Origin of the sequence: Stutzerimonas stutzeri (assembly GCF_051028275.1) — a bacterium.
GTDB classification, from domain to species: Bacteria; Pseudomonadota; Gammaproteobacteria; order Pseudomonadales; family Pseudomonadaceae; genus Stutzerimonas; species Stutzerimonas stutzeri_AS.
On sequence record NZ_CP069269.1, the window covers coordinates 3,179,236 to 3,204,401 of the forward strand.

General features: G+C 58.7%; 28 protein-coding genes. 16 read left to right on the plus strand and 12 right to left on the minus strand.

The window, feature by feature from the left end; all coding sequences use genetic code 11:
• Positions 1-32: 32 nt before the first annotated feature.
• Genes JQR87_RS14710 through rpoE form a run of 4 tightly spaced genes read right to left on the minus strand, consistent with a single transcriptional unit; the run spans position 33 to position 2,662 of the window.
• Entirely contained in the window at positions 33-500 is a 468-nt protein-coding gene (locus tag JQR87_RS14710) for a SoxR reducing system RseC family protein (RefSeq protein WP_407295826.1), read from the minus strand.
• Positions 497-1,441 carry a MucB/RseB C-terminal domain-containing protein gene (locus tag JQR87_RS14715; protein ID WP_407295823.1) on the minus strand — a complete coding sequence of 315 codons (945 nt, stop codon included), beginning with the start codon at positions 1,439-1,441 and terminating at the stop codon, positions 497-499. The genes JQR87_RS14710 and JQR87_RS14715 overlap by 4 nt, the downstream gene beginning before the upstream one ends.
• 8 nt (positions 1,442-1,449) lie before the next feature.
• Positions 1,450-2,049, minus strand: a complete 600-nt coding sequence (locus JQR87_RS14720) for a sigma-E factor negative regulatory protein (protein WP_407295820.1) — start codon at positions 2,047-2,049, stop codon at positions 1,450-1,452.
• Positions 2,050-2,080: 31 nt separating this feature from the next.
• The gene (gene rpoE / locus JQR87_RS14725; RefSeq protein ID WP_222909169.1) at positions 2,081-2,662 is read right to left on the minus strand and encodes an RNA polymerase sigma factor RpoE; all 582 of its coding nucleotides are present in this window, start codon (positions 2,660-2,662) and stop codon (positions 2,081-2,083) included.
• Between the two features lie 353 nt (positions 2,663-3,015).
• Here rpoE and nadB point away from each other — a divergent pair, with 353 nt between their 5' ends.
• Positions 3,016-4,641, plus strand: coding sequence for an L-aspartate oxidase (nadB, locus tag JQR87_RS14730; protein ID WP_407295816.1), 1,626 nt, complete (start codon positions 3,016-3,018; stop codon positions 4,639-4,641).
• Here nadB and JQR87_RS14735 read toward each other — a convergent pair.
• Both JQR87_RS14735 and JQR87_RS14740 read right to left on the minus strand, forming a co-directional pair.
• Complete coding sequence (locus JQR87_RS14735) at positions 4,598-5,053, minus strand: protein YgfX (protein ID WP_407295813.1); 456 nt, start codon at positions 5,051-5,053, stop codon at positions 4,598-4,600. The genes nadB and JQR87_RS14735 overlap by 44 nt on opposite strands.
• Positions 5,037-5,291 carry a succinate dehydrogenase assembly factor 2 gene (locus tag JQR87_RS14740; RefSeq protein ID WP_407295810.1) on the minus strand — a complete coding sequence of 85 codons (255 nt, stop codon included), beginning with the start codon at positions 5,289-5,291 and terminating at the stop codon, positions 5,037-5,039. The genes JQR87_RS14735 and JQR87_RS14740 overlap by 17 nt, the downstream gene beginning before the upstream one ends.
• Positions 5,292-5,444: 153 nt before the next feature.
• Here JQR87_RS14740 and JQR87_RS14745 point away from each other — a divergent pair, with 153 nt between their 5' ends.
• The 3 genes from JQR87_RS14745 (at position 5,445) to JQR87_RS14755 (ending at position 7,995) form a co-directional block, all read left to right on the plus strand.
• A complete protein-coding gene (locus JQR87_RS14745) occupies positions 5,445-6,392 on the plus strand; it encodes a YgfZ/GcvT domain-containing protein (protein WP_407295807.1) in 948 nt (315 codons plus the stop codon).
• 42 nt (positions 6,393-6,434) lie between these two features.
• Positions 6,435-7,271, plus strand: coding sequence for an HDOD domain-containing protein (locus JQR87_RS14750; protein WP_407295805.1), 837 nt, complete (start codon positions 6,435-6,437; stop codon positions 7,269-7,271).
• Between the two features lie 205 nt (positions 7,272-7,476).
• On the plus strand, positions 7,477-7,995 hold the full coding sequence (locus JQR87_RS14755) for a DUF4142 domain-containing protein (protein ID WP_407295802.1): 519 nt from the start codon (positions 7,477-7,479) through the stop codon (positions 7,993-7,995).
• 35 nt (positions 7,996-8,030) lie between these two features.
• Here JQR87_RS14755 and ung read toward each other — a convergent pair whose 3' ends face one another.
• Positions 8,031-8,726: a uracil-DNA glycosylase gene (ung, locus tag JQR87_RS14760; RefSeq protein WP_407295799.1), complete on the minus strand. Its 696-nt coding sequence runs from the start codon at positions 8,724-8,726 to the stop codon at positions 8,031-8,033.
• Positions 8,727-8,949: 223 nt separating this feature from the next.
• Between ung and JQR87_RS14765 the strand changes: the two genes are divergently transcribed.
• Both JQR87_RS14765 and JQR87_RS14770 read left to right on the plus strand, forming a co-directional pair.
• On the plus strand, positions 8,950-10,194 hold the full coding sequence (locus JQR87_RS14765; RefSeq protein WP_407295796.1) for a substrate-binding protein: 1,245 nt from the start codon (positions 8,950-8,952) through the stop codon (positions 10,192-10,194).
• Between the two features lie 250 nt (positions 10,195-10,444).
• Positions 10,445-11,266, plus strand: coding sequence for an enoyl-CoA hydratase (locus tag JQR87_RS14770; RefSeq protein ID WP_407295793.1), 822 nt, complete (start codon positions 10,445-10,447; stop codon positions 11,264-11,266).
• Between the two features lie 79 nt (positions 11,267-11,345).
• Here the strand turns inward: JQR87_RS14770 and JQR87_RS14775 are convergent, their stop codons facing one another.
• Positions 11,346-11,627, minus strand: a complete 282-nt coding sequence (locus JQR87_RS14775) for a hypothetical protein (protein ID WP_407295791.1) — start codon at positions 11,625-11,627, stop codon at positions 11,346-11,348.
• Between the two features lie 424 nt (positions 11,628-12,051).
• Here JQR87_RS14775 and rsxA point away from each other — a divergent pair, with 424 nt between their 5' ends.
• From rsxA to JQR87_RS14815, 8 genes are all read left to right on the plus strand, one after another.
• Positions 12,052-12,636: an electron transport complex subunit RsxA gene (gene rsxA / locus JQR87_RS14780; RefSeq protein WP_407295789.1), complete on the plus strand. Its 585-nt coding sequence runs from the start codon at positions 12,052-12,054 to the stop codon at positions 12,634-12,636.
• Positions 12,633-13,208 (plus strand): electron transport complex subunit RsxB, encoded by a 576-nt coding sequence (gene rsxB, locus JQR87_RS14785; RefSeq protein WP_407295787.1) that lies wholly within the window; start codon positions 12,633-12,635, stop codon positions 13,206-13,208. Before rsxA ends, rsxB begins: the two co-directional genes overlap by 4 nt.
• Positions 13,205-15,490 carry an electron transport complex subunit RsxC gene (rsxC, locus tag JQR87_RS14790; protein WP_407295786.1) on the plus strand — a complete coding sequence of 762 codons (2,286 nt, stop codon included), beginning with the start codon at positions 13,205-13,207 and terminating at the stop codon, positions 15,488-15,490. Before rsxB ends, rsxC begins: the two co-directional genes overlap by 4 nt.
• A gap of 84 nt (positions 15,491-15,574) precedes the next feature.
• Positions 15,575-16,603 carry an RnfABCDGE type electron transport complex subunit D gene (locus tag JQR87_RS14795; protein ID WP_407295785.1) on the plus strand — a complete coding sequence of 343 codons (1,029 nt, stop codon included), beginning with the start codon at positions 15,575-15,577 and terminating at the stop codon, positions 16,601-16,603.
• A 1-nt stretch (position 16,604) separates the two neighbouring features.
• On the plus strand, positions 16,605-17,375 hold the full coding sequence (gene rsxG, locus JQR87_RS14800) for an electron transport complex subunit RsxG (RefSeq protein WP_407295782.1): 771 nt from the start codon (positions 16,605-16,607) through the stop codon (positions 17,373-17,375).
• Positions 17,372-18,085 carry an electron transport complex subunit E gene (locus JQR87_RS14805; RefSeq protein ID WP_407295779.1) on the plus strand — a complete coding sequence of 238 codons (714 nt, stop codon included), beginning with the start codon at positions 17,372-17,374 and terminating at the stop codon, positions 18,083-18,085. The genes rsxG and JQR87_RS14805 overlap by 4 nt, the downstream gene beginning before the upstream one ends.
• Before the next feature lie 19 nt (positions 18,086-18,104).
• Positions 18,105-18,743: an endonuclease III gene (gene nth / locus JQR87_RS14810; RefSeq protein WP_407295776.1), complete on the plus strand. Its 639-nt coding sequence runs from the start codon at positions 18,105-18,107 to the stop codon at positions 18,741-18,743.
• A 109-nt stretch (positions 18,744-18,852) separates the two neighbouring features.
• Positions 18,853-19,032, plus strand: coding sequence for a PA3496 family putative envelope integrity protein (locus tag JQR87_RS14815; protein ID WP_342405352.1), 180 nt, complete (start codon positions 18,853-18,855; stop codon positions 19,030-19,032).
• A gap of 39 nt (positions 19,033-19,071) precedes the next feature.
• On the opposite strand, the gene gloA is transcribed toward JQR87_RS14815, so the two are convergent.
• The 3 genes from gloA to JQR87_RS14830 form a co-directional block, all read right to left on the minus strand.
• The gene (gloA, locus tag JQR87_RS14820) at positions 19,072-19,464 is read right to left on the minus strand and encodes a lactoylglutathione lyase (RefSeq protein ID WP_407295772.1); all 393 of its coding nucleotides are present in this window, start codon (positions 19,462-19,464) and stop codon (positions 19,072-19,074) included.
• Positions 19,465-19,546: 82 nt separating this feature from the next.
• Positions 19,547-20,764, minus strand: a complete 1,218-nt coding sequence (locus tag JQR87_RS14825; RefSeq protein ID WP_407295770.1) for an argininosuccinate synthase — start codon at positions 20,762-20,764, stop codon at positions 19,547-19,549.
• Positions 20,765-20,850: 86 nt separating this feature from the next.
• Positions 20,851-21,744 carry a flagellar protein MotY gene (locus JQR87_RS14830; protein ID WP_407297685.1) on the minus strand — a complete coding sequence of 298 codons (894 nt, stop codon included), beginning with the start codon at positions 21,742-21,744 and terminating at the stop codon, positions 20,851-20,853.
• Positions 21,745-21,926: 182 nt separating this feature from the next.
• Here JQR87_RS14830 and pyrC point away from each other — a divergent pair, with 182 nt between their 5' ends.
• Positions 21,927-22,970 (plus strand): dihydroorotase, encoded by a 1,044-nt coding sequence (gene pyrC / locus JQR87_RS14835; RefSeq protein ID WP_407295768.1) that lies wholly within the window; start codon positions 21,927-21,929, stop codon positions 22,968-22,970.
• Positions 22,967-23,638, plus strand: a complete 672-nt coding sequence (gene rnt, locus JQR87_RS14840; protein ID WP_407295767.1) for a ribonuclease T — start codon at positions 22,967-22,969, stop codon at positions 23,636-23,638. The genes pyrC and rnt overlap by 4 nt, the downstream gene beginning before the upstream one ends.
• Before the next feature lie 67 nt (positions 23,639-23,705).
• Here rnt and thrC read toward each other — a convergent pair whose 3' ends face one another.
• Positions 23,706-25,115, minus strand: coding sequence for a threonine synthase (gene thrC / locus JQR87_RS14845; protein ID WP_407295763.1), 1,410 nt, complete (start codon positions 25,113-25,115; stop codon positions 23,706-23,708).
• Positions 25,116-25,166: the final 51 nt, after the last annotated feature.

The window sequence follows — 25,166 nt, forward strand, 5'->3', positions numbered from 1 at the left end:
GCCGCCGCCCTGAAGCCAGGTCCAGGCTCTAATTACAAACAGACCGCTTGATCAGCAGCCGTGACTGTCATCGTAGCTCGCAGAACCACCGGCTGAAGCTCTGGATCTGACGCTGTGTATTGGCTGCGCTTGTACACGACCAGCCAGGAGATGGCGAAACCGCAAATACCTGCCAGCATGACGTTAGCTTCGACAGCTGAAAGTGCCGAAGCAACAGCGGCCGACAGAAGCAATGCGATCAGCGGAAACAGATAGACAAGGGCAGCACCACGAAGCAGCGTGCGCTCTTGCACACCGATGACGACGCCATCCCCGACGCTAAGGCGAAGGTCGCATAACGCAAGCGTCAAGTTTCGACGCTCGCGAATGCCAAGCCTGTCCATGACACCCTGGCCGCAGCCATTCTTAACTGAACAGCTTGAACAGGTACTGCTGCGCTTCGTCTCCACCCAAACAGCGCCGGGCGCCAACGCAACTACCCTGCCGACCTCTTCGATCATCGCGCCGCCTGTTCGGCATCCGCACGCATGGACAACGCGATTCGCTCCGCCGTGCCTAACGGTACCTCGCCGATGACAGTGACCATGACGTCGCCGTCAGCCGTGGAGATCCGCTTCGATACAGCCACAGTCGGCCCCATCTGGCTGCGCGCATCCTCGACAACAGCGCCACCCAAAGGCTCGACAAACACCGAAACGCGCGCCATTCCGTCCCCATACGAGAGCCAGGTGACGGAGGCGTCAGACGCAGGACTGGGGCGTACGCTAGAATCCAGCAACCTGAAACCATCAGGAAGCCAATCAGAACGCCACGCTGCCGCAGTCGACTTTTGCTCATCGGCTAACGTGACCGCCTTACAGTCCGCTCCCGCCTTGACATCGGCCGCTTCGGTAGAGCCAGGTTCGAAGTTTGTAAACTGAAAGCGCTCAAGTAACTGCCCGCTCTCATCGAGCAGGAGCGACTTGAGCGGAACCGCCGTATCCTGGTCGAGGTGCAACTCGAAGCCATAACGGTGTTGGTCTTTCGGCCTTATCGCGAGCGCGATCGTGGGTCGCCCCGCCACTCGAGACTCACCAATCACCTGGAAGTTGTACCACTCAGCAAGCGCTTCAGGATCTAAACGGTGCTGGTGCCAAGGCGTCGCGTCCCTCACTTGGGATGCCATATTTTCGCTGGCACATTGGATCTTTCCGTTTACCAGCGAGACTTCGGCAGCCGGGCCGTCAAGCTGCAGCAAACGCTCGCGCAACTGCTGATCTTCTACCAGCTGCCAGACAGCATGACTGGAAAAGCTCCCGTTGCGCTCATAGACAAAGGTTCCCTGATAACTCTGCTGCTGTTCTGCATCAGCGAGACGCTGCATCCAGTCTTCAGCACTAGCAGCGAAGGCCGGCGTTGATAGCCAGCCTCCGAGCACCACAATCAGCGGTATTACACGCATGTTGCTCCTTAACGATCTTCCATGCTGGCAGCCCGAGCATACGGCAATGCGCTTTCCGAACCACTACCAAAAGCCGCCTGCTGGGCATGCTGGCGAACATAAGCCGGCAACCGCTTCTCGTGCCAGCTATCCGCCGACGCCTCAGCACCTACCACCTGCGCATCAGGCGCAACAGCACCTTCGCTGTAGCCTGCCAGCACTGCAGGACCTTGATTGGCCTGAGGCACTGCGATGGTCGGCTGAGCGGCTTGCTGAGCAATCTGCGGGCCGGCAACCTCGCTCTGATTGTACAGACGTACACCCGCCAGCACAGCAACGGTAACCGAAGCTGCTACGGCAAGACGGCCCACATTCTTCCAAGCGAAGCGTTGCGGCTTGGCCGGTGCCAGAGCAGGCTCGTCGGCCAAAGCGGCCGAGACCGCCGCAGCGATATCCATACGAGGCTCGATCAACTCCCTGTGCATCGCGGCACGAGCGATCTGATAACGCGACCAGGTTGATCGCATTGCGGTGTCGCCGTCTGCGGCGAGCACTCGACGTAATTCCAACTCGTCCGCTTCGTTATCCATCACCGCGGACAGCGATTCATGCAGGGCTTCACGACTCATGGCGGTTCCTCTCTTGGCTGTCGCCGCTGTCTCAGGATTCATGCAACAAGGGTTGCAATGCTTTATCGATGGCTTCCCGCGCCCGGAATATCCGTGAGCGGACCGTACCCACCGGACACTGCATGACGTTTGCAATGTCTTCATAACTAAGACCATCAAATTCACGCAGTGTTAGAGCCGTACGTAAATCTTCTGGAAGTTGTTGGATCGTTCTATGAACTGTGTCCTCAATTTCATCCCTGAGAAGCGACCGCTCCGGTGACTCGATATCCTTGAGAGCGTGATCCCCCTCATAGAACTCAGCATCTTCGGAACTTACATCGCTGTCAGGCGGCCTTCTCCCTCGGGCCACCAGATGATTCTTTGCCGTGTTGATGGCGATACGGTACAGCCATGTATAAAAAGCACTGTCCCCGCGGAAATTTGCGAGGGCACGATAGGCTTTGATAAAGGCTTCCTGTGCAACATCCTGGGCTTCGTGAGAGTCATGTACGAAGCGCACGATCAACCCAAGAATCTTGTGTTGGTACTTTAATACCAACAAATCGAAAGCCCGCTTATCTCCCCGCTGCACTCGCTCAACCAGTTGCTGGTCTTGCTCCTGGGTTAGCATAAACACTCCTCCGTGACCCAGTAGGAGTGCTGCGCTCGCCTACGAGCTGACCTGCCAGAATAGACCCGGGCTTTACACAAAAGTTCTCCCCCTTCAAGCAAGCGTTCCTGCAACACACCTGACGGCGTTGCCGAGCAACGCCTAGAAACGAATCGCTTCAATGACGCTCCTCTGGTTCCCACAGCAAAATCCCGCCGCCCACCGAACGATGGCCAGCCGGCCTGCATCCACAACTGTGTATAGAGAGAGTCGTGCAAGAAAAGTTCCAAACCATTCACCAGATCGATACGAGCAGCTATTTTGCATGGGGATGCGCCCTATATACTAGGACCCGCCTCAACACGAGTCTCAAAATGAGCCAACATCATCAATACGACGTTCTCGTCATTGGCAGCGGCGCCGCGGGATTGACGCTGGCTCTCAACCTGCCTCCGACACTACGCATCGCCGTGCTCAGCAAGGGCGATCTGGCGAATGGCTCCACATATTGGGCTCAAGGTGGAGTTGCAGCCGTGTTGGACACGGGCGATACCGTAGAATCTCATGTTGCAGATACGCTCGTTGCCGGCGGCGGGCTCTGCAATGAGGACGCGGTACGCTTTACAGTCGAACACAGCCGAGAGGCCATCCAGTGGCTGATTGAACAAGGCGTGCCCTTCACTCGAGAAGACAATGAGCGCGACGATGATGGCTTTGAATATCATCTGAACCGCGAAGGCGGGCACAGCCACAGGCGCATCATTCATGCTGCAGACGCTACTGGCGCTGCGATCTTCAATACACTGCTTTCCCGCGCTCACGACAGGGAAAATATCGACCTGCTTCATCAGCGCGTCGCCGTAGATTTGATCACCGAGCGCAAGCTGGGGCTGAGTGGAAACCGCTGCCTTGGCGCCTATGTCCTGGATCGAGCTAACGGAGAGGTGGACACGTTCCACGCGAAGTTCACGGTAGTCGCTACCGGCGGCGCCGCGAAAGTCTACCTTTATACCAGCAACCCTGACAGCGCATGCGGTGACGGTATTGCAATGGCATGGCGCGCAGGCTGCAGGGTAGGGAATCTCGAATTCAACCAGTTTCACCCAACCTGCCTTTACCACCCCAAAGCCAAGAGTTTTCTTATCACTGAAGCCTTGCGTGGCGAGGGAGCCGTATTGAAGCTGCCGAACGGCGAGCGCTTCATGCCCCGGTTCGATCCCCGTGCGGAATTGGCTCCACGCGACATCGTGGCTCGCGCGATCGATCATGAGATGAAGCGGCTGGGTGTTGACTGTGTCTATCTGGATATCAGTGACAAGCCCGAAACGTTCATCAAAGCGCACTTTCCCACCGTTTACGAACGCTGCCTCGAGTTCGGCATTGACATCACCCGTGAGCCAATACCTGTAGTCCCAGCGGCGCACTACACGTGCGGCGGTGTACTGGTCGACCAGGCAGGCAGAACCGATATACCGGGCCTCTACGCGATCGGTGAGACCAGCTTTACCGGACTGCACGGCGCCAATCGCATGGCGAGCAACTCTCTTCTCGAGTGCTTCGTCTACGCCCGGGCTGCCGCTCAGGACATGCTCCGCGAGCTACCCTCGGTCAATATGCCCGCAACACTTCCTAGCTGGGATGCGTCTCAGGTTACAGACTCTGATGAAGACGTGATTATCGCGCACAACTGGGATGAGCTGCGGCGCTTCATGTGGGACTACGTAGGCATCGTCCGCACGACGAAGCGACTCATGCGGGCGCAACACCGGGTTCGCCTGCTACTCCAGGAGATCGACGAGTTCTACAGCAACTACAAGGTCAGTCGCGATCTCATCGAGTTACGCAACCTGGCACTTGTGGCTGAACTGATGATCCGTTCGGCAATGCAGCGAAGGGAAAGCCGTGGTTTGCATTTCACGCTGGATTACCCAGAGCAACTGCCTGATGCGATTGACACTATCCTGGCGCCGCCCACCTACGACGACTGTACTTCAACCTGAGCCTCAACCGTCGATGTTGCTCGGGTGACATCACCCCGCGCGGAACGCAGACCCCGCGGGAGAACCGGTCGCCCGGGACCTTGAAGCGCACGATCACCATCAGCGGCAACGCGATGCTGTCAGGTAACAACTGTACGGGCTGCCAGCCCGCGCAACGATTCCATAGTGCCCACCCATGCTCGTCATGGCGCAGCCCAAGCCAGGCAGCTTCACTTGAAAGCAGGATATGCCGAGGTAACGACCAGCATGCATGCAGCAAGCACAGGACAAGCCCCAGCATACGAAGCCAGAACGGTACAGGCAGGATCAGCAGCGTACTGATGGCTAACAGCATCACAGCCAGATAGGCCACCAGCAGAGGGCGAGACGCTCCCCAACCACAATCGAAGGACTGATTACTTGGGCTGGACACGGTCGAGAATCATACGAACCATGTAGCGCAGGTCTTCGTCGTCAGGCTCTGCTCGCTCCATGAACCAGCCAAACATGTCTTGATCCTCGCAGCTCAAAAGCTTGCGGTAGCGCCGCTGATTTTCTTCATCCAGCTGCGGGTAAACTTCTTTGACAAAAGGCACCAGCAGAACGTCGAGTTCGAGCATGCCGCGCCGGCTTTGCCAGAACAGACGATTGAGTTCGGATTGTTCGACCATGCAAGTGCTCCTGAGTTGAAGCCCGGCATTATAGCGATTGGCGTGCAGTGACGGCACATACATTAGCGGGACCGCGGAGTGGCAGCTGGCGCACACTGTATTTCGCTGAGGGCCTGTTATGATGCCGGTCCGGATTTCCCACGGCGACCCGTCATGACTGACACTGCTTTCTTTTGCGTTTTGTCGCACGAAGGCGTCCTGGCCGTACGCGGCGCGGATGCTAGCAAATTTCTGCAGGGCCAATTGACCTGCAACCTCAACTACATCGATGGCCAGCACTCGAGCCTCGGCGCTCGCTGCACCCCGAAGGGGCGGATGCAGTCCAGCTTTCGCATCCTGCTGGAGAGCGACGGCTATTTGCTGGCAATGGACCGCGACCTGGTCCAATCGCAACTGGCTGACCTTTCGAAATATGCAGCGTTTTCAAAATCCAAACTGCATGACGAGACCACCGAATGGGTGCGTTTCGGCCTCAACGGAGGCGATGGCGCCCTTGTAAGCCTTGGTCTGGACCTCCCTCAAACGCCTGATGCTGTCATTTCTGCGCATGGGCTGATTGCGGTCCGCCTGCATGACGGTCGCGCCGAACTCTGGGCCCACGCACAAGACGCAGAAACAATACAAACGCGTCTGGCCGCCCAGCTCTCCGAAGCACCGATAAATCGCTGGCTTCTAGCGCAGATTCGGGCAGGCATCGGCCAGGTCGTAGGCACCACCCGTGAGCTGTTCATCCCGCAAATGATCAACCTCCAGGCATTGGGCGGTGTCAGCTTCAAGAAGGGGTGCTACACCGGCCAGGAAATAGTCGCGCGCATGCAATACCTGGGCAAACTGAAGCGCCGCCTGCATCGCCTGGCTGCGCAGAGCAGCACCGCCGAGCTTCCGGCTGCTGGGTTGGAGCTCTACTCGCCGGTGCATGGATCCAGCGTCGGCGAGGTAGTTCTGGCAGCAGGCGCAGAGGACACGATTGAGCTGCTCGCCGTACTACAGGAAGATGCAGCGGCGGACGGACGCCTGTTTCTCGGTTCCCCCGATGGCATACCGCTGACCTTGCTTGCGTTGCCCTATACGCTTGATGCGGATCGAGAGATCCAGCGTTAGCCCTCGCCAGCCACCCACATCGTTTTATCAGTAAGGAAAGACATGAGCACTCTTGCAGACAAGGTCCAGCAGGAACTGACGCAGGCGATCGAAAACGACGAACTGGTCCTGCCAACGCTCCCGGAAGTTGCGCTACGCGTGCGCGAAGCCGCAGAAGATCCGGACGTAAGCATCCCGACGCTGGCCAAGGTAATCGGTAACGATACCGCCCTCACCGCGCGCATCATCAAAGTGGTTAACAGCCCCTTGCTGCGCACCAACCGGGAAATAAATGATTTGCAGATGGCGATCAGTCGTCTCGGCATAAATTACACATCGAACCTGGCGACCGGCCTGGCCATGGAGCAAATGTTCCAGGCCACCACTGACGTTGTGGACCGCAAGATGCGTGAGGTCTGGAACAAGAGCACTGAGATCGCGGCCATCAGCCACGTGCTCTGCCGTAACTTCACCCGACTTCCAGCCGACCAGGCGACGCTGGCTGGGCTTGTCCACCAGATTGGCGTCCTGCCGATACTGACCTACGCCGAAGAACACAGCGCGCTGCTCAGCGATTCGATCAGCCTTAATCATGTCATCGATCGGATTCATCCAATTATCGGCGAGAAGATTCTGCGCACCTGGGAATTTCCCGATCCGATCGCCACAGTCCCCAGCCAGCATCTGGATTTCTCCCGCGTCTCAGCCAAGGTGGATTACGTCGATATCGTTCAGGTAGCGACACTGCAAAGCTATATCGGCACCTCACACCCCTTTACGCAGCTCGACTGGAACCAGATCCCGGCATTCGACAAGCTCGGGCTCGATCCCAGCACCCTGCTGCAAGAGGACGAAGACCTCTCGGCTGCCATGAACGCAGCGATGAGCATGCTTCAATAAATCCCCCTCCCTGCGGGTGTCGCCCGGCACCCGCTCCTTCTCCTCACTGCCCAGCGCTGCCTCATCGAACGACCGCTCACCTGATGCAAGGAACCGCTACCGCCGGATCCTAGTCATTAAATAGACGGCACTCTCGCCGCATCTTGCTTGCGCTCTTGGCACTGTCCTGCGCGCTATAAGCTTGCCAGGTTGAAGGAGATTAACGATGAACCGCACAACCAAGACTTTCTTTTCCGGAACCGCGGCGCTGCTTTTCAGTGTTGCTGCTAACTTCGCACTCGCCGCAGAGGGTGAAAACTTCGTAGACGAAGCATCGGCAAAAGGCATCGCTGAAATTGAAGCAGCCAAGCTGGCCCTGAACGAAAGCAAGTCTGAAGACATCAGGATGTTTGCCCAGAAAATGATCGACGATCACACCAAGTCGAACCAGAAGCTCGCCGACTTGGCTCGCCAGCATGAAGATCTGGAAATGTCTGACGATGCGACATTGATGGATCAGGCAAAGGCTATGATTCTTGAGCTGCGCGAGGGCGAAAACTTCGACGAGGCTTATGCGAACAACCAGGTCGTAGCCCATGAGCAGACCATTGAGCTTTATCGCGAATACGCCAAGAACGGTGAAAATGCTGAGCTCAAGCAGTACGCCCAGTCGACGCTGGACACTCTGGAGCAGCACCTGAACAAGGCTCAGGAGCTGGCTTCGAAGCACGGCGAACAGCAGTAACCCACCAAGTTTGAGCGGCGCTTCCTGGCGCCGTCTCAGACTGATTCCGGCAGCCGCCAGTCTATTGGCTCTAATCCCTGCTGCTTCAGAAACTGGTTTGCTCGGCTGAAATGGCCGTTGCCAATAAAACCGCGATGTGCGGAAAGTGGCGAAGGATGGACTGATTTCAGCAACAGGTGCCGAGTCGGATCAATCAGCGCTGCTTTGCTCTGAGCATGCGCGCCCCATAGCATGAACACCACATCCGAACGGCTATCACTTATCACTTGGATGATCCGGTCTGTCAGGCGCTGCCAGCCCATCTTCGCATGTGACCCCGCCATTCCTTGCTCCACCGTCAGCGAAGTGTTGAGCAATAGCACCCCTTGATCCGCCCAATGCTGAAGATAGCCATGGCTCGGAATATCCAGATTCAAGTCGCGCTTGAGTTCTTTAAAGATATTCTGCAGTGAAGGTGGAGGCGCCACGCCAGGCTGGACAGAAAAGCACAATCCGTGCGCCTGCCCTGCTCCGTGGTAGGGGTCCTGACCCAAAATCACGACCCGAACGCTGTCAAGCGGGGTTGAATTCAAGGCGTGGAAGATCAACGGCCCCGGCGGAAAGATGACCTTGCCTTCGGCCTTCTCTCGACGCAGAAAAGCACTCAGATCCTTCATGTATGGTTGTTCGAATTCAGCCTGCAGTGCCGCTTTCCAACTGTCTTCGAGCTTGACGCGATCATTCTGATTCATGGTGTCGCCCTGATCTGCCGAGGCGCCGCACCCTAAGGAAAGGCTCCACGACAGTCAAGGCGAGCGCCCGCATCCGTTCATTGATGCCCGCTAGCGCCGAAAAATGTCAGCCACTTCACATCTGAGCGAAAGAGTTGACGCCTCCGACCAAAGAGTGCGTGACGAATAGCCGCAGCGGGCAGTAAAAAACTTCGACCAACAAATAATTACAACAAGGAATCCAATGAAACGGACCATGCTCCTCGCGCTAGGGCTGGGGTTCTGTCTGGCAGTTGAAGCTGCCGAGCCCATAACCCTCGGCCTGAACTATCCCCGCACCGGCAGCTACAAAGAAGAAGGCCTTTCGCAGATGCGAGGTGCTCTGCTGGCCATCGACGAAATCAATTCAAAGGGAGGTGTGCTCGGTCGACCGCTTCGGCTATCGACCCGCAACTCTGCATCGAGGCCGGAAAAGGCCATCGCTAACGTTGACAAGCTGGCCGCCGAAGGTGCAGTCATGCTGTTTGGCGGCGCTTCGAGTGCGGTTGCTATCGCAGCGGGGAAACGCGCCAAGGAACGTGGCCTACTCTACTTCGGCACGCTTACTTACTCCAACGACACCACCGGAAAAGATGCCCATCGCTACATGTTTCGCGAGTGCAATAACGCATGGATGAGCGCCCAGGTACTGGGGCAATACCTGAACAAGCAACTCCCCAACAAACGCTACTTCTATATCACGTCCGATTACACCTGGGGCCACACCAGCGAAAGCTCACTACGCCAGGCCACTGGCACCCAGGACGCTAACCAACACCCGGGGATCAAGACGGCTTTCCCGGGCGCGCGCCTCTCCGACTACCGCGAGGCGCTGGAACAGGTCGCCAACAGCGACACGGAGGTCCTGGTGTTGGTGCTGTTCGGCGAAGATTTGGTACGAGCGATGCGGATCGCAGACGAACTCGGGCTAAACAAAAAAATGCAGGTCGCAGTACCCAACCTGACGTTGAGCATGGTTGAAACAGCGGGGCCGGACATCATGCGTGGCGTTCTAGGCACCGAACCCTGGACCTGGCGCGTACCGGAACTCGAAGGCTCCGTCGCCGGGAAGCAGTTCGTTCAGAATTACGACGAGCGCTACCAGACCCACCCGCCCAGCTCGGCTGCCTCGGCCTATAGCATCGTCTATCAATGGGCAGACGCGGCGACCCGAGCACGCAGCCTGGACAGCGAGCGAATAATCGCCGCGCTTGAAGGGCACCGCTACAGGCTGCTCAAAGACGAACAGGAATGGCGCCGCTTCGATCATCAAAACGTGCAGACCGTTTATGCGGTTAGGGTCAAGCCACGCGAGGACGTGCTCAAAGACCGCTTCAAGCAGGACTATTTCGAGATCGTCCATCGCCTTACAGGCGAGCAAGCCGCGCCGTCTCTCGTTGAGTGGCAGGCCGAGCGCCGCGCAGCTGGACAAGCGTTGGCGCTTCAATAACCGCAACCTAAGCGGTCCGGCTCAGCTGGGCCGCTTTAGATCGCCCAAGCACACCTTGGGCCACGCCATCTCTTTCCGAAGGTTTTCAAGTTGGCGCTGAACGACACCTCGTCAGATCGAAATGATCGCTATTAGACTTGCCTTATAGGCAAGCTGGTTTCAACGATTGCCCCCTTGGAAAATTCCGGCCGTTCGGGCATCTGATGCAGACTAGCCAAGTGCATTCGATCCAACGAGGATGACCATCGCCATGAGCACCACAGCACTCGAATCCTATCAGTCCGGCTTCTTTGACCTGACCCATAAGCTGACCGTCGAGAAGAATGGTCATACTGCGCTGATTACGATCAATCACCCACCAGCCAACACCTGGGACCGGGAATCTCTCATCGGTCTCAAGCAGGTCGTCGAGCATCTCAACCATGACGACGAGGTCTATGCACTGGTCATCACCGGTCAGGGTGAGAAATTCTTCAGCGCCGGCGCCGATCTCAAACTCTTTGCCGATGGCGATCGCACCCGCGCACGCGAAATGGCAAAGCGCTTCGGGGAAGCCTTCCAGGCTCTGAGAGCGTTTCGTGGAGTATCCATAGCTGCTATCAACGGCTACGCGCTCGGCGGGGGCCTGGAATGCGCACTGGCGTGTGACATACGTATCGTCGAGCAACAGGCCCAGCTGGGCTTACCCGAGGCTTCGGTCGGCCTGTTGCCCTGTGCAGGCGGCACGCAGGCACTTGCCTGGCTTGTTGGCGAAGGATGGGCAAAGCGGATGATTCTATGCGGTGAGCGGGTCACAGCAGACACTGCTCTGCGTATCGGCTTGGTTGAACAAGTGGTGGAACCGGGCGAGGCACGGGGACACGCACTGCTTCTTGCGTCTCGCGTCGCCCGTCAAAGCCCGGTCGCCGTGCGCACGCTCAAGCCGCTGATCGACTCGATGCGTAACCTCGGCCCAGGAAGCATTGCCGCGGCAGAACGCGAGGCCTTCGTCGATCTGTTCGAAGCCGACGACACCAGAGAAGGTATCAATGCCTTCCTTGAAAAGCGCGACCCGCGCTGGAGAAACCGGTAAGGCTTGGGCGACGGACATCATAAGCAGTTTCACGCGGTGTCCAGGCCAGCGCCTGACACCGTGTTCACAGCGAAGAGGTCTATGTTTTGGCCGGCCGCGCTACGTACCGCTCAGTGACGCTCGTACCGTCCATGAAAGTCGCGCCGCTGATGCATTCTGAAATCGCGCCCGTCTCGAACCAGGGGTGGTCGGCCAAAGTGCCTGGATGGGTGGCGATCCCAGCGCGAAGGATGATCGAAGCCCGACCTGCGTTCATCTCTCCATCTAGGTCGCTGAATAAAATCGCCTCGACGATCATGCTTCCAGCGGTGCCGATCCGATCCACGGTGCCGATCGTAATACTGCGGAGGGAGCTGCCCATGGTATCGCGGAGGCAGATTTTGCGGATACTGCCTGTGCTGCGAATAGGGGCTGCGTGGGTCGTATTGGTACGGGCGGGTTTCGACACGATAGCTACCACCATCCGGCTGGTAAACCCACACGCCAGCGCGGGAGTCCGCAGCTGACTGGGCTCCAAGCCCGAGTCCGAGAAGCAAAACCGCGATTCGAGTTTTCATTTGGCACCTCCACCAACCGCTCCGCCAGATAGCTTCGGCCTCACTTATCAGACCACAGCAAATGACAGCCCGACATCCAAACGGACAAGTGGTGCATTTCCATATGTGTCGTTGAACTGCAGCCAGAGCCTGCGCCACGAGACGGTGCGGCCTTGTACGGCCGCCGCCGCTTCCCGATAATAGCGGCCTTTTAGCCTCGGCTCATGCAGAGCGCCACAGGAACCCGCGATGACCGAACTCGCCCTGATCATGGTTAGCGCCATTCTGGTCAATAATTTCGTGCTGGTTCAGTTCCTTGGCTTGTGTCCGTTCATGGGCGTTTCGAAGAAAATCGAAACCGCCATTGGCCTTTCTCTGGCTACGACCTTCGTTCTGACCCTGGCGGCAATGTGCAGCTACATCGTTCAGCAGTACATATTGAAGCCGCTGGATCTGGAATTTCTTCGCACCATCAGCTTTATCCTTGTTATCGCCGTAGTCGTGCAGTTCACCGAGATGGTGGTTAACAAGACAAGCCCGTTGCTGTATCGCGTGCTGGGGATATTTCTGCCTCTGATCACCACCAACTGCATCGTGCTCGGCGTCGCGCTACTGAACGCCAACAAGACCGAGTTCACCTTCCTGACCGCAACGGCGAACGGCTTCGCCGCCGGCCTGGGTTTCTCGCTTGTATTAGTGCTATTTGCCGCAATGCGAGAGCGCATCGCCATTGCCGACGTGCCCAGGTCGTTTCAGGGCGCGGCAATCGGCATGGTGACGGCGGGGCTAATGTCGCTGGCGTTCATGGGCTTCAGTGGGTTAATCAAGCTATGAGTCTGGTTGTGATTGCCGTGCTCGCGCTTCTGGCACTGTGTCTGTTGTGCGGAGCGATTCTTGGTTTCGCGGCGGTGCGTTTTCGCGTCGAAGGTGACCCGATCGCTGAACAAATCAACGCACTGCTTCCACAGACACAGTGCGGCCAGTGCGGCTATCCAGGCTGCAAGCCTTACGCCGAGGCAATTGCAGGCGGCGACAAGATCAATAAGTGCCCACCGGGTGGCGAATCGACCATTCAGGCGCTGGCCGATCTGCTTGATGTCGAGCCCGAACCGCTGGATGCCGTTGAAGGCGAGGTGCCGCCACGCGTCGCCTATATCCGCGAAGCCGAATGCATCGGCTGCACCAAGTGCATCCAGGCCTGCCCGGTTGATGCCATCGTTGGCGCAGCCAAGCAGATGCACACGGTCATCGTCTCAGAGTGCACTGGCTGCGATCTCTGCGTGGAGCCCTGCCCAGTTGACTGCATCGACATGATTGAGCTGGGCAGCAATCTGCAGAGCTGGAAGTGGGACCAACCCCTGATGCCAGGCAAATTAATCGCCAGCGACCGGGAGCAGGCCGCATGACCTCGCTGAATGTCTGGGATTTTCACGGCGGTATACACCCGCCTGAGTGCAAGGATCTTTCCAACCGCACGCCAATTCAGCTGCCACCGCTCCCTGCTCGCCTTATCGTACCGCTCGCCCAGCACATTGGCGCACCCGCTGAGCCCTGCGTTGTGCTGGGTCAACGCGTACTGAAAGGGCAGAAAATCGCCGAAGCCGCTGGTTTCGTGAGTGCGCCGGTGCATGCACCAACGTCCGGAACAGTCAGCTTCATCGGGCCCCAGCCCTACCCGCACGTGTCGGGTATGTTAAGCGCAGCTATCGTGATAGACAGCGATGGCCAGGACGAGTGGACCGAGTTGCAGCCGCAACCGGACTATCGGGCAATCGAGCCGGAACAGCTGCTCGAGCAGATACGCCAGGCAGGCATCAGTGGTCTCGGGGGAGCTGGCTTCCCTACGGCCGTCAAGCTGAAGGGTCAGCCCTCCCGAAAGATTCGCGCACTGATCATCAATGGCTCCGAATGCGAGCCCTACATCACCGCCGACGACATGTTGATGCGCGTGAAGGCCCATGAGCTCGTCGCAGGGATCGAGATACTGGTTCACCTGGTCCAGCCGGAGCAGGTACTGATCGGCATCGAAGACAACAAGCCCGAAGCGATTGCTGCCGTTCGCGCAGCCGTCGGTGATCGTGACGTTCAAGTCCGGGTATTTCCCACCAAATACCCCTCGGGTGGCGAAAAGCAGCTGATACAACTTCTGACCGGCGAAGAGGTCCCCAGCGGCGGACTGCCGGCCGATATCGGAATGCTCTGCCAGAACGTTGGTACCTGCGTCGCCATTCATGACGCCGTACTACTGGGCAAACCGCTTATCTCTCGTATCACGACACTCACCGGCGAAGCGCTGGCGCGACCCATGAATGTCGAAGCGCTGATCGGTACACCTGTGGCGGATCTTCTGGCTTTCGCCGGCCTGGACCAAGACCGACTCAACCAATTGATCATGGGCGGCCCAATGATGGGCTTCAGCCTGCCATCAATGGAGGTGCCGCTGATCAAAACGACTAACTGCCTGCTCGCCAGCACGCTGGCAGAATTGCCTCCGCCACCGCCAGCGCTCCCGTGCATTCGTTGCGGAGAATGCGCTGAAGTCTGTCCGGCAAGCCTGTTACCGCAACAGCTGCACTTCTTCGCGCTGGGTCAGGAACATGACCAGCTCAAGGCGTACAACCTGTTCGACTGCATCGAATGCGGCGCCTGTGCCTACGTCTGCCCGTCGAGCATCCCGCTGGTGCAGTACTACCGCGCCGCCAAGGGCGAGATTCGAGAACTGGCGCATAAGCAGCAGAAAGCCGAGCAATCCAGGCAGCGGTTCGAGCAGCGCCAGGAGCGCTTGCGTCGTGCCGAAGAACAGAAGGAGGCCGACCGTAAGGCCCGTGCCGAGCGCGCTGCAAAGGCGAAGGCGGCACAAGCCGAGACCCGTTCAGTACCCAATCAGGACGACCCGGTTGCGCGCGTTCAGGCGCAAAAGACGGGCCTGTCCGAGCAGCACAAGAAACTCAAGATCGAAGCCAGCATGGCGCAGGTCGCGCTTAAGAAAGCTGAAAAGCAGCTCGCCATCCACGCGACGCCCGAGCTGGAAGCTCAGGTTGCCGAACTACGCACCGCGGCTACCAGCGCGCAGCAGGCGCTGGATGAAGTCGCTCGTGCTGCTGACGGTACCACCACAGCATCGCCGATCAACGACAAGGCTGCGAACAAGGCAAAGATCGAGGCCGCAATGCTGCGTGTCCAGGTCCGCAAGCTGGAGAAACTCGACGACCGCGACGCTGGGCAGGAAGCAGAGCTAAGCCGTTTGCGGTCCCAGCTGGCCCAGGCCGAATCCGGACTCGATTCCGCAACGGACCAGCCGCCTGCCCCTGAGACCAAGTCGGACGGAGAAGAGGCGCTCAAGAAAGCCAAGATAGCGCTGGCGATGAAACGTGCCGAGCTCAAGAAAGCTGAAAAAGCCGGTGCCGAAGAGACGCAACTGAGCAAGCTGCGCGATGGGCTGGCTAGCGCCGAACAAGCGCTTCATGACGCAGAAGCACAGTCCGGCAAGCCAGCGCCGAATCTGGTACGCACCGACAAGCAGCCCATCGATGAGCAGACCCGGGCGCTCAAGACAGAAGTCGCGTTCGCGCGGGCGGACGTACGCAAACTCGAGCGCGACGACCAGCGCGACGCCGATGCCATCGAACACGCCCGAGCGCGTTTGAGCGAAGCCGAGCGCAAACTGCTGGAACACACCCAATCGTAAGGCGCAGCGCCAATATCGCTGTTCCCGGGATCGCACAGAACAGCACCTGACAACGATCCCTTTCGAGTATCAACCGGAGAGCCAATGGCCCTGCCCCGTATCACCTCACCGCATACGAAGGGAAACAACCGGACCCAGCGAGTCATGTTGCTGGTGCTCGGTGCAACGTTACCCGGCGTAATGGCCCTGACCTGGCTGTATGGCGCCGGCACCTTGATCAATCTGATCTGGGCCAGCGCCGTGGCGCTTGGCTGCGAGGCGCTGATCCTGAAGCTGAGGCAGCGCCCTGTGCAATTTTTCCTGCGCGATGGCAGTGCGTTGGTCACAGCGGTTCTGCTAGCCCTGGCATTGCCACCCTACTCACCCTGGTGGCTGACCTTGATCGCCGCCAGCAGCGCCATCGTGCTCGGCAAGCAGCTCTATGGTGGCCTGGGCCAGAACCCCTTCAACCCTGCCATGATCGGCTACGTAGTGGTGCTGGTTTCTTTTCCTGTGGACATGACTACCTGGCCTGTGCCCCACGCCGTCAGCCTGAACGCCGGCCTGCAGCACATCCTTGGCATCGCCTCGCTACCCGATGGCTGGACGCAAGCCACCGCGCTCGATGTACTCAAGGTCAACAAGAGCCTGACCATAGATGAGCTTTGGGCCAATCCAGCTTTCGGCCACTTCGGTGGAATCGGTTCGGAGGTGGTCAACCTGGCGTTCCTGGCAGGCGGGCTGTTCCTGCTACACAAGCGCTTGTTCAGCTGGCATGCGCCGGTTGGCATGCTCGCGGCGTTAGCCATCATGAGCTTGGTTTTCTGGAACGGATCAGGCTCCGATAGCCACGGCTCCCCTCTGTTCCATCTGCTCAGCGGTGCGACGATGCTCGGCGCGTTTTTCATCGTGACCGATCCGGTGAGCAGCGCCACCAGCAACCTTGGTCGACTGATCTTCGGTGCCGGCGTCGGCATTATCGTTTATGTCATTCGCGCCTGGGGTGGCTACCCGGATGCCGTGGCGTTCGCCGTGCTGCTGATGAACCTCTCGGCCCCTACCATCGATTACTACACCCGCCCGCGCACCTACGGCCATCGCAAGGCCGAGCGCGGCTTCAAGCTGGGCGAATGACATGATCCTTCCTGAACTCAGTCGCTCAATGCTCAAGAACAGTGTGTTGCTGGGCCTGTTCGCCGTGGTTACCGTTGGCGCGGTAACCCTGTTGCAGCAGTTCACCGCCGAGCGCATCCAGGCCTCCGAGCGCGCCGCGCAACTGCGCGCGCTGAACCAAATCCTTCCGCGCGACAGCTATGACAACCAGTTGCTCGACAGCAGCATCGAGGTGCAGGATCCGCTACTCGGCACCACGCAGCCGATGCCGGCCTATGTCGCGATGAAAGATGGGCAGCCAAGCGCCGTGATCCTTCAAGCCTTCGCGCCCGACGGTTACAGCGGTGCGATTCACCTGTTGGTAGGGGTGCAGGCAGATGGACGGGTTGCGGGCGTGCGGGTAGTCGCGCATCGGGAGACGCCCGGCCTGGGAGACAAAATCGAACTGGCCAAGAGCCAATGGATACGTAGCTTTGAAAATCGCTCGCTGAGCAATCCGGAAGCATCCGGCTGGGCAGTCAAGAAGGATCGTGGCGAGTTCGACCAGTTTACCGGAGCCACGATCACGCCTCGCGCCGTAGTCGGTGCGGTCCATCGGGCCCTGCAATATTTCGCAGCTCACAAGCAGGAACTGCTCGCCGCCGATACGTCGCCAATAGCAGCCGAAGCAGCCCTTGAAGATGGGGTCGAGCCGGACGAGGTGACCACCCACTCCCGGGCCGGCGCCGCTGCCACCCGTGACACATTGCAGATCAACGATCCGCAGACCGAGCAGAAAGGCCAAGATCAATGAGCAATCCAAGCTATCGCGAACTGAGCGTTAACGGCCTATGGAAGAACAATCCGGCATTGGTTCAGTTGCTCGGGCTGTGTCCACTACTCGGTGTGAGCAATTCGGCAGTCAACGCGCTAGGGCTCGGGCTCGCCACTGCATTGGTGCTGATCTGTTCGAACATCGGCGTGTCGCTGGTGCGAGGCGTCGTCAACACCGCGGTTCGGCTGCCGGCCTTCGTGATGATCATCGCGGCGCTGACCACTTGCATCGAACTGCTCATGCAGGCCTATACCTATGAGCTGTACCAGATACTTGGCATTTTTATCCCGCTGATCACCACCAACTGCGTCATTCTTGGCCGTGCCGACGGCTTCGCTGCCAAGCACAACCCTTTGATCGCAGGCTTTGACGGCTTGCTCATGGGGCTCGGATTCGCGCTGGTGCTTGTGGTACTGGGCGGCGTACGTGAGCTGGTTGGTACCGGGGCGATCTTTGCCAACATGCACCTGCTGTTCGGCCCGATGGCTGCAGACTGGCAACTGACGCTTTTCAGCGATTACAGGGGCTTCCTACTGGCCATCCTGCCACCCGGCGCCTTTATCGTGCTCGGACTGCTGATCGCCCTGAAAAACCGTATCGATGAACATTTCGCGGAACGCGCCAAGGCGACGCAGCTGGACGCACCAGTGCAGAGCCGCCGTGTTCGGGTCACGGGGGTGATCGAATGATGCAGGATGGAGCGCTGTAATGAATGCTGCCAAACGCCTCGAAATCTTTCGCCGGTTTCATGAAGACAATCCGGAGCCAAAGACCGAGCTGGCCTACAGCACACCGTTCGAGCTGTTGATAGCCGTAATACTTTCGGCGCAGGCCACCGACGTCGGCGTCAACAAGGCAACGGCCAAACTCTACCCCGTCGCAAACACGCCCGAAGCCATCTATGCCCTTGGCTATGACGGCCTGTGCAGCTATATCAAGACCATCGGGCTCTACCCGAGCAAAGCCAAAAACGTCCTTGAAACCTGCCGCATTTTGATCGAACAACATGGCAGCCAGGTGCCTGATAATCGCGAGGCTCTCGAGGCGTTACCAGGCGTTGGCCGCAAGACGGCGAACGTGGTGCTCAACACGGCGTTCCGCCAGTTCACCATGGCAGTCGACACTCACATCTTTCGCGTTGCCAATCGCACCAATATCGCGCCAGGTAAGAACGTGTTGGAGGTGGAGCGCAAGCTGGTCAAGTTCGTGCCGAAGGATTACCTGCTCGATGCCCATCACTGGTTGATTCTGCACGGGCGCTACGTCTGTAAAGCGCGCAAGCCGCAGTGCGGCAGCTGCCGTATCGAGGATCTCTGTGAATACAAGCACAAGACATCTGACGATTGAGCAGCCACGCGCAAAGCCTATCGCTCGATTGAAAAAATCTTTTTTACGGCCATCGGTTTTGTCGCTATAAGGTGCGCCAATAGCGCGCCTTAGCCGTGGAGTGAGACAAGTGTCCGAGAAAGAAGATATCCAGATTGAAGACGACTTCGTCGCCGAGGATGACGACGATACCGCCGAGGCTCCGGCTGAGGTTGCCAAGACCAATCTGACCAAGCGCCGGATCATCGACAACCTGCTCGAAGAGCGCCGTTTGCAAAAACAACTCAACGAGTTTGACTTTGATCTCTAAACAAAAAAGCCCCATCGCTGGGGCTTTTTTACGCGCAGATCAGTCCGCTCGCGAGGGAGACAGCAACTCGACCTTGTAGCCATCCGGGTCTTCGACAAAGGCCAGAATGCTGGTGCCGTGCTTCATCGGGCCCGGCTCACGGGTGATCTTGCCGCCTCGACTGCGAATATCTTCGCAAGCCTTGTACACGTCTTCGACCTCCAAAGCGATATGACCGTAACCATCACCCAGGTCATATTCCTCTACGCCCCAGTTGTGAGTCAGCTCCAGTACGCTGTTGTGGGCCTCGTCGCCATACCCTACGAATGCCAGGGTGAACTTCCCCTCTGGGTAATCCTTACGACGCAGCAGCGTCATGCCCAGGACTTCGGTATAGAAGGCGATGGATCGCTCCATATCGCCGACTCGCAGCATCGTATGCAGCAGTCTCATGATGTCTCTCCTAATCAACGGTACATAAAGCATAACCCCGGCTCGTGGCCGGGGTCATGGTAGGGCTCAGCAGCAGCCTTTGTTAGAACTGCGTCCGGCCCTTGTTCGCAGCGATGCGCATGCGCAGCGCGTTGAGCTTGATGAAGCCACCCGCATCAGCCTGATCATAAGCGCCAGCATCGTCCTCGAAGGTTGCGATATTGGCATCGAACAACGAGTCATCCGACTTACGGCCCGTGACGATGACGTTGCCCTTGTAAAGTTTCAGACGGACCACACCGTTCACATTCACCTGCGATGCGTCGATCATCTGCTGCAGCATGCTGCGCTCAGGGCTCCACCAGTAGCCGTTGTAGATGAGGCTCGCATACTTGGGCATCAGCTCATCTTTCAGGTGAGCCACTTCACGGTCGAGAGTGATCGACTCGATAGCGCGATGGCCCTTGAGCATGATGGTGCCGCCTGGCGTCTCGTAGCAGCCGCGCGACTTCATACCGACGTAGCGGTTTTCGACGATATCCAGACGACCGATACCGTTCTCGCCGCCGACCCTGTTCAGATAGGTCAACACTTCGGCTGGCGTCATCTCCTTGCCGTCGATGGCGACGATGTCACCCTTGCGGTAGGTCAGCTCGATATAGGTTGGAGTGTCCGGCGCGGTTTCTGGCGAACGGGTCCAGCGCCACATGTCTTCTTCGTGCTCGGTCCAGGTGTCTTCCAGAACGCCGCCTTCGTAGGAGATGTGCAGCAGGTTCGCGTCCATGGAGTACGGCGACTTCTTCTTGCCATGACGCTCGATCGGAATTTCGTGTGTGGCAGCGTAATCCATGAGCTTCTCACGCGAGAGCAGATCCCACTCACGCCAGGGCGCGATGACCTTGACACCTGGTTTCAACGCATAAGCGCCCAATTCGAAACGAACCTGATCGTTGCCCTTGCCGGTCGCGCCATGAGAGATGGCGTCGGCGCCGGTCTCATTGGCGATCTCGATCAGGCGTTTGGCGATCAGCGGGCGGGCGATGGACGTACCCAGCAGGTATTCGCCTTCGTAAATGGTGTTGGCACGGAACATCGGGAATACGAAATCGCGTACGAACTCTTCACGCAGGTCGTCGATGTAGATTTCCTTGACACCCATGGCCTTGGCCTTGGCACGGGCTGGCTCGACTTCTTCACCCTGACCGAGGTCTGCGGTAAAGGTCACCACTTCGCAGTTATAAGTGTCTTGTAGCCACTTGAGGATCACCGAGGTGTCCAGGCCACCGGAATACGCCAGGACTACCTTCTTTACGTCGGCCATTGCCATCCACTCCCGGGATTGTAAGGAAAGCGAGGATTCTACTGGTCGCGACGCTTGTTTTACAGGGGCGCAAGCGCTGCTGGGCGTTAGGTCGACGGTGTGCCGCCCTCCACAGAGGCAGTTGTAGTCGCCGCGCCGCGCTCCAGGCGCACGGTTACCCGCCGGTTTTTTGCCCGATTGGCTTCGCTGTTGTTAGGCACGACCGGATAACGCTCGCCGTGAAAGCGCACTGTAATCTGTTCCTTCGGCACACCTTTGGAGATCAGATACGCTTCGACAGCAAGTGCGCGACGACGCGACAGGTCACGGTTGGTGAGCCGGTTGCCGCTGTTGTCGGAGTGCCCATCGAGTTGAATGCGGTTAACGCTGGGGTCGGCCGTGAGAAACTGCAGGATGATGTCGAGCTTGGCCTGACCCAGCGCATCGAGCACCACGTCACCAGCGGGAAACCCCACCTGCGAGGAGCGAATCTGATCGAAATTGACAGGCAATAGCTTTGCTGAACAGTTGCGGAAGTCCTCATAGGCCTTGCCGAATCGCACAGGCAACAGCCGGACCTCCAGCGCCTCACCACCTTGCCGCGTACGGTGACGTACAACCGGACTACGACCCTCCAGAAGCCCGCTAAGCAGACGACCGGCCTGCAGATAGCTACTGTTGAACGGGATATCACCGCCGACCACCGACACCACACCCAAGTCAATGTCGCCACGGCTAGACTGCCACGGTGCGGCTGCCGCAAGCAGCGTCGCCGAACCATTACCCAGCCAGCGATCTGGTGATTGCAAGCGGAAGGTCGGTTCCTCGCCCGCTCGCCGCACAAACTGTCCCGCACCAAAGCCTGCGACCGGCTGGGTCAACCGACACTCGAACTGGTCGCCTTCCACCTGCCACTGCGCTCGTTCGAGACGAGTCTGGAACGTGAGGGCATTGGCTGGGGAAGCCAACAAGCAGGCAATGGCTAGAAGACGCAAGCGCACAAGTGGCTCCACGATGAACGACATTCACTGGAGGTATCGGTGCACGCCCTGAAAACTTGAACCCTGGACAATCTACTGCCCCGGTGTTGTAGCCACCCGTTTCAGCGGTAAGTCCCGCCCGCGGCGATTTTTTCACGGGTTTCCGGTAGCATTCCCGCACGTTTTACCGCCTGGAAATCCGCATGTCCGACCGACTGACACTACTGCGCCCCGACGATTGGCACATTCATCTGCGCGATGGCGCAGCACTGCCGCACACCGTGGCGGACGCCGCACGCCAGTTCGCGCGAGCGATCATCATGCCGAACCTTGTACCACCGGTTCGCAATGCGGCAGAGGCGCACAGCTATCGCCAGCGCATTCTTTCAGCCCGCCCGGCAGGCAGCCCGTTCGAGCCATTGATGGTGCTCTATCTGACTGACGGCACGCAGCCCGAAGACGTGCGCGCCGCCAAGGCCAGTGGCTATGTATTTGCCGCCAAGCTCTATCCAGCCGGCGCTACTACCAATTCAGCATCCGGCGTCACTCGCATCGAAAACATCTTTTCAGTGCTCGAGACCATGGCCGAGGTTGGCTTGCCATTGCTGGTTCATGGCGAAGTGACGCGTTCGGAAATCGACATCTTCGATCGTGAAAAGTATTTCATTGATGAACAGCTCAGCCGTGTGACCGAGCGATTCCCGAGCCTCAAGGTCGTGTTCGAACACATCACCACGCGTGATGCAGTGCAGTTCGTCGAGGCGGCCAGCAACAACGTCGGCGCCACCATCACTGCCCATCATTTGCTCTACAACCGCAACCACATGCTGGTGGGCGGGATTCGACCGCACTTTTTCTGCTTGCCAATCCTCAAACGCAACGTTCATCAGGAAGCGTTGCTCGATGCAGCTACCAGCGGCAATCCGAAATTCTTCCTCGGCACAGACTCGGCACCCCATGCCCAGCACGCCAAGGAAAACGCTTGCGGTTGTGCCGGTTGTTACACGGCGTTCGCTGCGATCGAGCTCTATGCAGAGGCGTTCGAACAGCGCGACGCACTGGACCGCCTCGAAGCCTTCGCCAGCCACTTCGGCGCCGACTTCTACGGCCTGCCGCGCAACACCGATTACATCACCCTGGTACGCGAGTCCTGGAGCGTGCCGGCCAGCTTGCCGTTCGGGGAGCATAACGTCGTGCCCCTGCGTGCAGGCGAAACCCTGCAGTGGCGGTTGGAGGCGGGCGTATGAGCGACGATCAGTTTGATGACGAGCTAGACAACCAACCTGGTAAGCCGCGCTCGCCGATTGCCCGACGCTTCCGAGGCTTTCTGCCAGTGGTTGTTGATGTGGAATGTGGCGGCTTCAATTGCGCCACAGATGCGCTGCTGGAAATTGCCGCTGTGACCATAGGCATGGATGAACAAGGCCTGCTGTACCCGCAGGACACGCTGTTCTTCCGCGTCGAACCCTTTGCCGGTGCCAACATAGAAGCAGCCGCGCTGGAGTTCACTGGCATCAAGCTCGACCACCCGCTGCGCATGGCCGTGCCCGAATCTCAGGCGTTGAACGAGATCATCCGCAGCGTACGCAAAGCTGTGAAGTCTGCCGGCTGCAAACGCGCCATTCTGGTTGGCCACAACAGCAGCTTCGATCTTGGCTTTCTGAACGCGGCAATTGCCCGCTGCGACATCAAGCGTAATCCGTTTCACCCATTTTCCAGCTTCGATACTGCGACCCTGGCCGGCCTCGCCTACGGCCAAACCGTACTGGCGAAAGCCTGCCAGGCGGCCGGTATCGACTTTGACGGACGCGAAGCACACTCTGCACGCTACGACACCGAAAAGACTGCCGAGCTGTTCTGCGGCATCGTCAATCGGTGGAAGGAAATGGGCGGCTGGGAAGAGTTCGACGAGTAACCTCCGGATCGCCCACACACGAAAAAGGCCAGTCTCGCGACTGGCCTTTTTCGTCACCGCCGCTCAGTTACAGCGGCTTGCCACGATTACCGTGCTCGCTGACGAAAGCCTGCATGGCTTTCAAATCGTTCTTCAGCACGGTGCAGCGCTCCGGACGGTCGAACAGATCGGCCAGATGGGCTGGCAGCTCCAGCGCCTTGCCAACGCCCGCCTTCTCAACCGCTTCGGGAAATTTCACCGGATGAGCGGTTGCTAAGGTCACCATCGGAGTGGACAGGCTGCGACGGCATTCGCGGGCAGCGTAAACGCCAATGGCCGTATGCGGGTCCAGCAGCTCGCCAGTTGCCTTGAATACCTCTGCAATGGTCCGGCAGGTCTGCTCGTCGTCCACCGCCAGCGAGTCGAACAATTTACGGGCCTCAGTCCAACGCTCGTCTTCGACCGACAGTTTGCCGCTGGCCTTGAATGCACTCATCAACTCCGCAACAGCAGCGCCGTTTCGCCCATGCAGGTCAAATAGCAGCCGCTCGAAGTTGGACGACACCATGATGTCCATGGACGGCGATAGCGACGGGTGCAGCGTATCCTTGTCGTAGCGATTGCCGCTCATGAAGCGGTGCAGGATGTCGTTGCGATTGGTCGCGACCACCAGCTGGCTGATCGGCAGGCCCATGTTGCGCGCCAGGTAGCCGGCGAAGATGTCGCCAAAATTGCCTGTCGGGACTGAGAACGCCACCGAACGAGACGGCCCGCCAAGCTGCAGCGCCGCATGGAAGTAATAGACGACCTGGGCCATGATCCGAGCCCAGTTGATCGAATTGACCGCCACCAAACGCGTGCCTTTGAGGAAGCCCTGGTCAGCGAAGCTATCCTTCACCATTTCCTGGCAGTCATCGAAATTGCCTTCGATGGCCAGGTTGTGGATGTTGTCGCCAAAGATGGTGGTCATCTGCCGGCGCTGCACTTCTGACACTCGGTTGTGCGGGTGCAGGATAAAGATGTCCACGTTGTCGCAGCGGCGGCAGCCTTCGATCGCGGCCGAGCCGGTATCGCCGGACGTCGCGCCAATGATCACCACGCGTTCGCCACGCTTGGCCAACACGTAATCGAGCAGGCGCCCAAGTAGCTGCAGGGCGAAGTCCTTGAACGCTAGCGTCGGGCCGTGGAACAGCTCCAGCACCCATTCATTGCCTTCAAGCTGACGCAGCGGGGCCACTGCGCTATGGGCAAATACACCGTAAGTCTCTTGCAGAATCTGCTTGAAGTCAGCGTCCGGAATGCTGCCAGTCACGAACGGTCGCATCACCTTGAACGCCAGCTCGTGGTACGGCAGGCCGCTCCATGAGGCGATTTCCTCGACGGTGAAGCGTGGCAGGTTTTCTGGCACATAGAGACCGCCATCGCTGGCCAGCCCGGCAAGCAGCACGTCTTCGAAATTCAGGGCGGGTGCCTGGCCACGGGTACTGATGTAGCGCATTGTTCAAACCTACGTTGGACGCTGACTGCAGGCCGCCTGAGCAGCCCGACG

Coding starts and splice junctions, on each gene's coding strand:
- ung (WP_407295799.1), bottom strand. CDS start 8,726: ATGAATCAGAATGATCGCGTCAAGCTCGAAGACAGTTGGAAAGCGGCA.
- rsxC (WP_407295786.1), top strand. CDS start 13,205: ATGACCTCGCTGAATGTCTGGGATTTTCACGGCGGTATACACCCGCCT.
- JQR87_RS14825 (WP_407295770.1), bottom strand. CDS start 20,764: ATGGCCGACGTAAAGAAGGTAGTCCTGGCGTATTCCGGTGGCCTGGAC.
- thrC (WP_407295763.1), bottom strand. CDS start 25,115: ATGCGCTACATCAGTACCCGTGGCCAGGCACCCGCCCTGAATTTCGAA.
- JQR87_RS14775 (WP_407295791.1), bottom strand. CDS start 11,627: ATGGGCAGCTCCCTCCGCAGTATTACGATCGGCACCGTGGATCGGATC.
- JQR87_RS14710 (WP_407295826.1), bottom strand. CDS start 500: ATGATCGAAGAGGTCGGCAGGGTAGTTGCGTTGGCGCCCGGCGCTGTT.
- JQR87_RS14770 (WP_407295793.1), top strand. CDS start 10,445: ATGAGCACCACAGCACTCGAATCCTATCAGTCCGGCTTCTTTGACCTG.
- JQR87_RS14765 (WP_407295796.1), top strand. CDS start 8,950: ATGAAACGGACCATGCTCCTCGCGCTAGGGCTGGGGTTCTGTCTGGCA.
- JQR87_RS14740 (WP_407295810.1), bottom strand. CDS start 5,291: ATGGTCGAACAATCCGAACTCAATCGTCTGTTCTGGCAAAGCCGGCGC.
- JQR87_RS14755 (WP_407295802.1), top strand. CDS start 7,477: ATGAACCGCACAACCAAGACTTTCTTTTCCGGAACCGCGGCGCTGCTT.
- JQR87_RS14715 (WP_407295823.1), bottom strand. CDS start 1,441: ATGCGTGTAATACCGCTGATTGTGGTGCTCGGAGGCTGGCTATCAACG.
- JQR87_RS14720 (WP_407295820.1), bottom strand. CDS start 2,049: ATGAGTCGTGAAGCCCTGCATGAATCGCTGTCCGCGGTGATGGATAAC.
- rsxG (WP_407295782.1), top strand. CDS start 16,605: ATGATCCTTCCTGAACTCAGTCGCTCAATGCTCAAGAACAGTGTGTTG.
- JQR87_RS14795 (WP_407295785.1), top strand. CDS start 15,575: ATGGCCCTGCCCCGTATCACCTCACCGCATACGAAGGGAAACAACCGG.
- JQR87_RS14745 (WP_407295807.1), top strand. CDS start 5,445: ATGACTGACACTGCTTTCTTTTGCGTTTTGTCGCACGAAGGCGTCCTG.
- pyrC (WP_407295768.1), top strand. CDS start 21,927: ATGTCCGACCGACTGACACTACTGCGCCCCGACGATTGGCACATTCAT.
- rpoE (WP_222909169.1), bottom strand. CDS start 2,662: ATGCTAACCCAGGAGCAAGACCAGCAACTGGTTGAGCGAGTGCAGCGG.
- rsxB (WP_407295787.1), top strand. CDS start 12,633: ATGAGTCTGGTTGTGATTGCCGTGCTCGCGCTTCTGGCACTGTGTCTG.
- rsxA (WP_407295789.1), top strand. CDS start 12,052: ATGACCGAACTCGCCCTGATCATGGTTAGCGCCATTCTGGTCAATAAT.
- nadB (WP_407295816.1), top strand. CDS start 3,016: ATGAGCCAACATCATCAATACGACGTTCTCGTCATTGGCAGCGGCGCC.
- JQR87_RS14805 (WP_407295779.1), top strand. CDS start 17,372: ATGAGCAATCCAAGCTATCGCGAACTGAGCGTTAACGGCCTATGGAAG.
- JQR87_RS14750 (WP_407295805.1), top strand. CDS start 6,435: ATGAGCACTCTTGCAGACAAGGTCCAGCAGGAACTGACGCAGGCGATC.
- gloA (WP_407295772.1), bottom strand. CDS start 19,464: ATGAGACTGCTGCATACGATGCTGCGAGTCGGCGATATGGAGCGATCC.
- nth (WP_407295776.1), top strand. CDS start 18,105: ATGAATGCTGCCAAACGCCTCGAAATCTTTCGCCGGTTTCATGAAGAC.
- rnt (WP_407295767.1), top strand. CDS start 22,967: ATGAGCGACGATCAGTTTGATGACGAGCTAGACAACCAACCTGGTAAG.